7 protein-coding genes are annotated in these 8,250 nt (G+C 59.9%); 1 reads left to right on the top strand and 6 read right to left on the bottom strand.

The annotated features are described in order from the left end of the window. Positions 1-102 precede the first annotated feature (102 nt). The 5 genes from BMW72_RS07900 to BMW72_RS19565 all read right to left on the bottom strand — a co-directional run bounded on the left by BMW72_RS07900 (position 103) and on the right by BMW72_RS19565 (position 3,378). Complete coding sequence (locus BMW72_RS07900; protein WP_092109100.1) at positions 103-714, bottom strand: hypothetical protein; 612 nt, start codon at positions 712-714, stop codon at positions 103-105. Between the two features lie 117 nt (positions 715-831). Further along, positions 832-1,539 carry a hypothetical protein gene (locus tag BMW72_RS07905; protein WP_092109103.1) on the bottom strand — a complete coding sequence of 236 codons (708 nt, stop codon included), beginning with the start codon at positions 1,537-1,539 and terminating at the stop codon, positions 832-834. A gap of 76 nt (positions 1,540-1,615) precedes the next feature. Further along, positions 1,616-2,863 (bottom strand): hypothetical protein, encoded by a 1,248-nt coding sequence (locus BMW72_RS07910; RefSeq protein ID WP_134361142.1) that lies wholly within the window; start codon positions 2,861-2,863, stop codon positions 1,616-1,618. Positions 2,864-2,871: 8 nt separating this feature from the next. Further along, positions 2,872-3,138 carry a hypothetical protein gene (locus BMW72_RS07915; protein ID WP_092109109.1) on the bottom strand — a complete coding sequence of 89 codons (267 nt, stop codon included), beginning with the start codon at positions 3,136-3,138 and terminating at the stop codon, positions 2,872-2,874. Positions 3,139-3,216: 78 nt separating this feature from the next. Next, positions 3,217-3,378, bottom strand: a complete 162-nt coding sequence (locus tag BMW72_RS19565) for a hypothetical protein (RefSeq protein ID WP_338419463.1) — start codon at positions 3,376-3,378, stop codon at positions 3,217-3,219. A 774-nt stretch (positions 3,379-4,152) separates the two neighbouring features. Here BMW72_RS19565 and BMW72_RS07925 point away from each other — a divergent pair. Next, on the top strand, positions 4,153-5,523 hold the full coding sequence (locus tag BMW72_RS07925; protein ID WP_244151239.1) for a serine/threonine-protein kinase: 1,371 nt from the start codon (positions 4,153-4,155) through the stop codon (positions 5,521-5,523). A 1,376-nt stretch (positions 5,524-6,899) separates the two neighbouring features. Here BMW72_RS07925 and BMW72_RS07930 read toward each other — a convergent pair. Next, on the bottom strand, positions 6,900-8,250 hold a 1,351-nt coding region (locus BMW72_RS07930), incomplete at its 5' end, for an IS1380 family transposase (protein ID WP_092109168.1).

Genomic DNA, 8,250 nt, shown 5'->3' on the forward strand with positions numbered 1-8,250 from the left:
AAACACCGAAGCAGATGGGCAGGAAAGTTTCGGGCCTGCAACACTGCCGTCAAACTAACCACACCCTTCGGCCGGACTCAGACATGAGCGCCGCCCTCGGTCCTACTGAAAATACGGGTCAAACTCCGCGCCGTCGCGTCGTCCCCCGAACATTGATATCAATGCAAAGGAGACCCGGTTCGGGATGGTGTCTTCTATGTAGCGCGGCAGCATTAGGTTCCCTTCAGATGCCCGGAACGCTGCTTCCTTGGCGAGTCTTTTTGCAACCCGATCCGTCAAAGTGAGAAACCTCCATTGAACGATCTCGCGCACATCGAAGTCCCAGGGGACTCTCGAACCGGTACTCGTCTCAATTGTGGTGCCCCATCGATTAGGTCTACGCCCGACTGGTCCGAGCGTGTGGTACCCGAGTAGGCAGTCGAGGAAGGTCTTGTCTTCCAGAAGTTCCGAATCGTCAGGAAGGATGACAGACTCGAAATCGATGCTAGCTCGAATAGTCACGCCGGGTTCCCATGGGATCAAAGCAGATTCCACGACATCAGCATTCGTGTTGTTTTCTGAATAGATCTGGCCGGAGGGCGCGACTAGGTATTTTCCTGACGTTCGCCCCCATGGAAAGTGGGCTTCCCGCACGGTGAATGTCGCTGCCTCATCGCTGTCCCGAATGTGGACCTCGACACGGTCGCCGCCGAAGATTTCTTCCTGCCACATCATGCTTACTCCTATGCTGTGCCGCCGCTCAAGTTGGATGTGTTCTCACAGGGCAATCCCGAGTTTCCAATCGAAATGGCAACATCGATGTATCGAACTCGTAGGCTGATGGATGCGTGCCTATCGCGACCGAAGCCGTATAAGTCTTTGTCGGATGTCTGACTCAAATTCGCTGTGGGCACCTTCTTCAAGAACGTCTAATGCGAGTTCGTAATTAGCAACGACGTAGTCGAGGAAGCGTGTGTCGCCCCGGCTCGTTGCTAGTTCAGCGGCGCGACCGGCCCAGTAGCGAGCCCGCACTGCGTTGTCCATATCCCCCCTCTGGAGAAACGCTTGAGCTGTCTCACCAAGTCGCGCCATAAAGAGTTCGGGCTCGCTCAGGGACTCGTTTATGGCGCGTTCAAATCCATCGAGCTCAAGTTGAGTTCCAAATTTCGTGTTCCCACGCCCAAGCGTTACGACTAAATGTTTGAGCACGCCCTCATACCAATCAGCTCGAGCGGAGGCTCCCGCTGAGCGCTGCCGTTTCACGAACCAATGGAGGGTGTCAATTGCGTGATCCATCAGGGTTTCAGGAGGCGTTCCAACTCCGCCGAGGATTTGTTGAGCAGGAATACTGCCCGGGTCTTTGTCATCCATAGCCAGAACGAACTGGTGATCTTTTACATATATGAATATCTGGTAATAGGCGCCCGTACTGAGTATCAGAAGCGGCGACGGCTTTGCATCCACGAATGAATACGTAAGCGACTTTGAATGCGATGCGTACCACGCCACGAGTTGCCGCATCGAAATCGAATCCCTGAAGCCCATCTGAAACTCTCCCACTCGGTGGATGTGAGCCTTCTATTTGGAAGTGACCCTACTACTTTCCACGTGAAGCACCACTCGATAGTTCTAAAATTCAGGGCCTGTCCACGCCCAGAGCCCTCGAACTGCGACCATATGCACGACCGTGGATCAGCGCGTCGCTGTCGGCCCGCACATCCACTCTGAGCGCTGCCGCGTGAATTGCATTTTGCACATCCGCACTCGCGAGTCGGTTCATGGGCAAATGATGAATCACTTCCGGCATCGCAAGGTGCACGATCAGCGACTCGACTGCAACACGTGGTTTCGCACGCTGGGTTCGGGCCAAATTCTCCATGGCTGCGACTTCGATGAATCGGCAGAAGTGGCGGTGGGCGTGTGCGACGAGCGCCTTCACAAGTCCGTCGAACTGACGCTGCCGTTCCTCGCACCGGACTTCGGCCTTCGTGCTTCGCACGGCCGCGGCCACGTCGCGGCCGGTCAGGAGGTCGACCCGGCGCATCCGCTCTGCGACGATCTCGACGGCTCTGGCGTAGACGATGGTCTCATCTGGCACCGGCGAGAGGCCCATGCGCGCCCTGGTCTCCTCATAGGCCTCGGCGAACTCGCGCATCCGGGCGCTGTTCTTGAGCATGTGTTCGGTGAGCGATTCGGCGAACACGGTGAACTGCCGCAGATGCTCGGGCCGCGACGGGTCATTGAAGTAGGCGTCGGCCTCACGCTCGTTGGCACGGCGCTCTGCCGCGGTCGCCACGTGGATATGTTTCGGTGGCAGGCCGGCCCGACTCAGGCTGCGCTTCAGACGCCGCGCAGCCGCGTTGGCCTCCAGCTCGGACTGGTAGACCTCCGGATCGCTGCGACGATTGCGCTGCAGCTCGGCTCGGCGCTCCTTGTTTCGCTCGGCCCACTGCAGCGTGATCTGCTTCGTGCGCTCCGGGTCCGCATCCCGCCTGGCCACGGCCCGGGCGTTCACCTCGTCGCGATGGGCCGCGTAGTAGCGGTTGTAATACTCGCGCACCTTCTCGCGATTCTCCGTCACCCACCGCTGCTGATACTCACGCCTGCGCTCCGGATGCTCCTCCCGCCACCGCTTCGCCCGCTCCCTCCCCCGTGCCCGCAGCTCCGCCTCGCGGTGCCGGCGAGCCGCGGCCCGACGCATCGAATCACGATTGAGCTCACGGGCCCGGTCGAGATGTTCCGACCGCCAGAGACGATTCAACTCACGGATCCGGTCACGGTTCGCCGCCACATACTGACGCCGCTTCTCCGCCTCATCATCACCAGACGGATGCTCCGTCAGCGCCTTCCGAGCCGCGCCGCCTTCCTCAGATGGGTCGTTCATGATCGCTGCTACTCGGCAGGCGGCGGGGCCAGCTCGATGACCAGGGCAAGCAGGTCCGAGCGATGTGCGGTCGGATTTGTGATCACTCGCCCGATCGCGACACGGAGCCGTTTGGCGTCCTCGTCCGCGATCCCGGCCACGGGCTCTAGGCAATACGCGATGTCGTTCCGCAGGTTGGGGCCGTCATCGTCGACGGCGACCTCCGGATAGTAGAACAGCGAGGCCAGCGCGGTGCGACTGAGTAGGTCGTCGAACTGCTCCTGCGGGATCGTCATAGTGAAGCCTCCTGTCGGCGGACCTATGTGTGAGCCAATCATGCCGCTATCAAGAGGTACACCGGCCTAGACGCGCCGTTAGCCGTGCCTCGAAACGGGTATGGGATCGTCGAAGTGCTCGACGTCGTCGGCGAGCTGCGTCCAGGTCATGCGACGGCGTGCCACGGCTTCACGAACGCGTACCGCCATCAACTTCAGCAGGCTGATCGGCCCGATCAGAAGAACCTCAAGGTATTCCATAGACGCAGAATCACGAGCAGGTTCAGCCAACCAGGCCCGCCTGCATCGATCTGCGCTCGGCAATATAGAGCAGCAAACGCATACGGAACCGCGAGCAGCATAGCCGGCACGCCCCACTTCAGCCCGCGCCGCGTAGTGATCGCATCGATCACGATGGCGGTCGGCATGAACCGCCGGCACTAACCCTGGCGTTGGGTGACGGCGACCAGGCGCGGTTCGCCGAACGGCCTCAAATGACTTTCCAGTCGCTTCCTGAGAGCCAAGCACCCTAAGTGGATTATCTTCAGCGCCAGGCTGCATCGTTCGGCGCGCACCTGATTGAGGAAGGGTCGAATAGGTGCTGCTGGCGAGTCGCTCTAGATTTGGCATGCCGACTACAGAGTTTGGAAATCAATGCCACAGGAGTTCAGTCCCAGAGTACGCAGACACTTCCGTGAGTTGGGAGTCAGTTTCGTCCTGAGAGAAATAGACGCCTTTTGGAGTGACGAGGGTTTCACCCGTGCTGGTCCTGTTACCGTCGAGCAAGGCGAACGCCGGACTCGGTGGGCTGAATACGAGATGTCAGTTGACTGGACAGATCCCGCTCACCTCGAGCGTGTAGCTCGGGTGTACGAGCAGGTGCTTCCAGAGGTGGGGTCGCCAGAATTGCAAGCAACGATGGTCATCCTTGCCCGCGACGGTTGGACAATGACCTCACTTCAACAGATCCGACCCTCCGAACCCGCACCGCGCTTGAATCACACCCCCGCAGCGGCCGTAGAAACGACACCTTTGATGGGTCGCCGGTATTTGTTGGACCTGAACCCTGTTGGTGAGGGAGGGTTCGGCGCTGTCTTCTTTGCCACAGATACTTTCGCCAGGTTTGGAGACCCTAAGCGAGTCGCTGTGAAGAAACTTCTCCCACAAGCGCTGTCGAATGCTGACGCTGCACGTCGGTTCCGTCGTGAGATCAAAATTATTTCTGGTCTAAGCCACCCCAACGTGCTGCCAATCCTCGATTCAGGTCAGGACGATGCCGACGGCGATTGGTATGCCATGCCAATTGCTGATGGTGGGAGCCTCAAGGACCTTGTGCCTGATGGAATTGGACTGGATACCGCTGAGGTCCTCGAAGTGCTTCGACAGGTGGCAGCGGGGATTCAACATTTGCACACCCGCGACACAATCCACAGGGACCTGACCCCGGGCAACGTCCTCCTCGTAGATGGAACGTGGATGGTCTCTGATTTCGGGCTTTCTGTGGCAGAGGAGTGGGCCACGGGCTTCCAGACAACGTCCGTTTTTGGGATGGGCACCGGGGGCTTCATTTCTCCCGAGCAGGCGACATCCTTCAAAGACGTGACGCACGTGACCGATATCTACTCATTGGGAAAACTGACGCAGTACATGACTACAGGCAACTGGCCTACATCTCCGGTTCTCGCCAACAATGCGCTTCATGGAATTATTCAACGGGCTACCCAGCATGATCCCGACGATCGACACCAGAACGTCGGAGACTTCCTCGCAGCTGTCGAGATTGAGCTGGGCAAACCGCCTGCGGGCCCTGAGACTCCTATGGATGTCGCTGAACGCTATATCAGAGGCCTGCGCGCAGGAGCCATCTCGCGGCCCGAAGCAAAAGAGATCATGGATTGGATGCGTCTCCTCGACCCGTCCGCTTCGCGGAACGCAGAGCATATTCTGAACGTTGGCTCCGCGTTCACTTGGGAAGCACTCAAGACCATGTGGGCGGTGGATCCCGGTGCGTTCGAGTACATCATCAGAGCATTCTGCAAAGTGGTGCTCGACGACGGCGATCTTGGGTTCGCCGGGGTAGATGCGCCCGCCCGCGTAATCTACTGGGCGGACAGCGTGGCGCAGAGCCCGAGTATTCGACAGATCGTCATCACGAGCCTCTGCCTCTTGGGTAGTTCCTACAACCGATGGATGGTGGCCGATCTCATCGATACCATCCTCAAGTCCACGAATGTCAAAACTTTGGACGAACCCACGCTATCTGGGTTCCGGGCCGCCGGTGACAGCGCGGCCGAGTGGGCACTGTCGGGTAAGGATTTCGAGAACTACAATCGTCGCCTCGGTGCGTGGCTCACGATGTTTACGCCCGCTGGGATGGAATTCCTCAAGTCCCAGCAGGCCACATAGAGGGCACTGCCACCACACCGACCTCTCACGGCCTCCTAATTCCTACGGGACAAGGCGCAAGGGCAGGTGGGCGTCCTCCTTGAGGGTGACACCTGTTCTGTGTTCGCTCAAGTCCCGTGCCAAGGTTGTTCCGCATGCGCCGCCCGATTAGGACGGTTATGTCAGCAGGTAGAATAGCTATTGCAGAATCTGCCGAATAGGGCTCCCCTCATGTCCTGTCTCATCTAAGTTAAGGCAGCCTCATTTTTTGATATCTATGCTGCTTGGCGCCAGGGATAGCTTGGACCGAGCCGCTCCGGCTTCATCGGGACCCCGCAGCATGAACACGTCAGGGTTTCGCGTCCGGAGCTGAGTGAATCGGCAAGTGGACGCCAACGCCGTAAACAAGATCTAAGTCGGGGACACTGACGCAAACGAGGCGACCGCCGACTCGAAATGATCGAACATGACGTGCCGTCGCGGCGCCTCTATATTCATGACTTCAAAAGCAGAACCACGTTTCTCGATGTAACCGAGCACCTTCTCGGGTGACCTTTCGTTGCAGCGGCGATCGCCCACCCGCCATTCATGATCGGACAGGCTTCGGACCTCGAGATCTCCCGTTGCGCACGGTTCATGACCCTGATTCGACATTGAATCTCCTTCGTGATGAGCAGCCCGGACCGGCGGTACCTCAACCAACTCCGATGCCGCTTGCATCTCCACCTAACATAGCCCCCACCCCTGACCGCATGCCATGGCCGCATGCCGTTGCCAGCACATGCAGCACCTACCAATCACCGTTATTGGGGACAGCGCTGCGCAAAGTCCGAACCGACTTCACGCAGACGGTGTTACCGGCGGTTCCGGTGTTGCCTGGCGAGTAATCCGAGCCGCTTTTGGCCCAGTTCTTGATCTATTCGGGCTCACACTCAATCGAATTTTTGGCGTTGCAGACCTGCCGAACACAGCATCTCGTAACCCTGCGGTTCGGAGCCTTGGCTTAAACGGAAAGATTTCTTCTGCAGGGTCGCCACAAGCTTGCGTTCATATCCGATGAACTCGCCGCACTCACCTCAGCCGGGGACGGAAGCGTAGCCTGGCTCATAGTCGCCGCCGTGGTCAACAGCGTCGCCAGCCTGCCCTCTTATCTACGCTGGCTGGCACCGATGTTCTCCCAAGCGTCCGCGCTTCCTTTTCCCAGCGACCTCATCACCTGTCGCCGCTGCAGCACGCAGGCAGCGCGACTGGACAGGTCGCTTAGCCTCGATCCACCGGTCCGCCTTGAGTGAGCGTGGTCGCTGAATTCTGAGCGGTGTTGTGGTGGTGGGCGCGGCGAAGTTGTCGGCCGTGCTGCCGATGGTGTTCCGTGATCTTCGGTGCCGGATGGCTGGTGGTCAGGTGGGGACGGTGCGCGGCGGGCCGCAGGCCGCCGCGAATGCGGTTGTCCACCCGGTTTCCCATGGCCAGCTGGCCGGCAGATGCAGACGAATTTTCCGGGCTGAGGTGGAGATTCGGACGGGAATGTTGATGAGTTTGCGGCGGATGGTGCCGCTGCGCGCTTTGCCAAGATCGGCGCTGGCGAGTGAACCAACGGCGCGGGAAAGGTTGAACGCGATCGTGGCCAGCACGAGCCAGGCCGCGTTGGCCGTGAAGACACCGGAGGGCAGATGGGCCAACGCGCTGTCCTTGAGGTCGGCATTGATTTGCTCGATGATGGCATGCTGGCGATGGGTCTGATCGGCCGTGACGGTGTCCAGCGCGCTGGTCGTGAAGAACGCGTGAAAGCGGTGCGTGTCGAAGAGGGTCGGTTGTCCTTCGCTCGCTTTCTGGTTCAGTTCCGGGATCCGCCGTACGACCGGTCGGCCCTTGATGCGTTCGGATTTCTTGCGTGAACTGAACGCGGTGAAGGTCACTTCGGCGACCTCGGCAGACGAAATCCAGGCGCCAGTTTCCTCGTCTCGGATCGCGTCGGTGTAGTTAATCGTGGTCCACTGGTCGGCGGTGATCGTGGCGATCGCGCGCTTGACGGCGGGGTCCATCCGCGCGGTAATGGACACTTTCACCCCAGCACGGTGCGCGGCGGCGACGACAGCGTGGCCATAGAACGCGCTATCAGCGCGCAGCAGCATAACGCCGGTCGCCGCTGTACTGCGCAGGCGTTTCACTGTGGCGAGCACGTCGCCGACAAATTTGCCCGCGCCGCGGGGAGAGCCCGTCGATCCTTTCCGTAGCCGGGATCCGATGATGATCGGTGCGGCCTTCGGTGTTGAGACGATGCCGATCAAGGCGTTCAGGCCGCGCACTCCGGAGTAGCCGTAGCCGGATCCTTGCTTCTGGTAGTCGTGGACTTCCTTGATGGTGTCGTCGATATCGACTAGGGCATAGTCATCGATCCCGGCGACGATTGGCGTGTGGGTGGCCAGGTTGACCAGCCACCGCCAGGCGACGGCATCGAGCTGACGGACGTGGCCAAACGTGAACGCGCGGAGGAACGATCCCAGCGTCGACGGTGCGTAGGTTCCGACGAAGAGTTTCCTCATGCCGCCGTGCCGCAGCAGCGCCATGTCGTCAATCGAGTCGGCCCCGGCGAGCATTCCCGCGACCAACGCGGTGACTTTCAATCCGGAGTTCGCGCCGAAGTATCCAGGCACGCTCAACCGGGCGTCGACGAGCTCCCCGAGACCTGTTTTCACCGCCAACGCCAGCGCGGGGACGAGCCCTGCGGCCGACACGAGATTTGTGTCG

It is taken from the genome of Cryobacterium luteum, assembly GCF_900110125.1.
In the GTDB taxonomy this organism is placed as follows: Bacteria; Actinomycetota; Actinomycetes; order Actinomycetales; family Microbacteriaceae; genus Cryobacterium; species Cryobacterium luteum.